Genomic DNA, 677 nt, shown 5'->3' on the forward strand with positions numbered 1-677 from the left:
CTTCTGTCTCAAAATACCTGACGACGAACACTTTTGAAAGAATTGGCGCAAGGGCTGACAGTAGCAGGTTTATAGCAGGGTTTCGATGACGAAAGTACATCTGCGTCGGCTCAAGACGGCTACCGAGCCGAATCTTTGTGGAGTATCCAGATTGCCCGGTCTTATAAGAAGTTATCTGTTTTTGAAGACAGTACTCTACGTTCGTCAGCCAGCTGAGGAAATATATGTTATGCTTTCGTCCTTCGAAGTTCTTCATGCACAAAAACTTGTCGAGCAGGACTCCTGAATCTTCAATTACAAGATTTGCCGCTAGCAGCTCATCGCCATGATAGTAGAGCACACATTGCGCTCGACCAGGCATGCATCTCAGGACACCTTCGAAATAATTGGCTGTCAGCTCCTCAAGCTGCATGTCCGCGCGCGCGAGTGTCTCGGCGTAGAGGTTCATAATCGTGTCGATAACATCCGTGATGTCATTCCGTCGTTCCAGTCGGATGCCCGATCGTGTGCGAAGTTTGCGGCGCATATCCTTGCGCGCTCCGTACGAGAGTCGCGCAAAATATGTTTCTATACTGTCAAAGGTAATATCGAGTATAGCGAGCGGCTGGCCTTTGAGTTCACAATAACGCCCGGACAGTACTGTGCGTTGTTCGTCGTCAGGTATTTTGAGACAGAAG

General features: G+C 48.7%; 1 protein-coding gene. It reads right to left on the minus strand.

The annotated features are described in order from the left end of the window. Positions 1-526, minus strand: a 526-nt coding sequence (locus HOC_RS20670) for a GNAT family N-acetyltransferase (protein WP_241767110.1), incomplete at its 3' end; no start/stop codon positions are given. Between the last annotated feature and the right edge of the window lie 151 nt (positions 527-677).

Origin of the sequence: Hyphomonas oceanitis SCH89 (assembly GCF_000685295.1) — a bacterium.
GTDB lineage: Bacteria > Pseudomonadota > Alphaproteobacteria > Caulobacterales > Hyphomonadaceae > Hyphomonas > Hyphomonas oceanitis.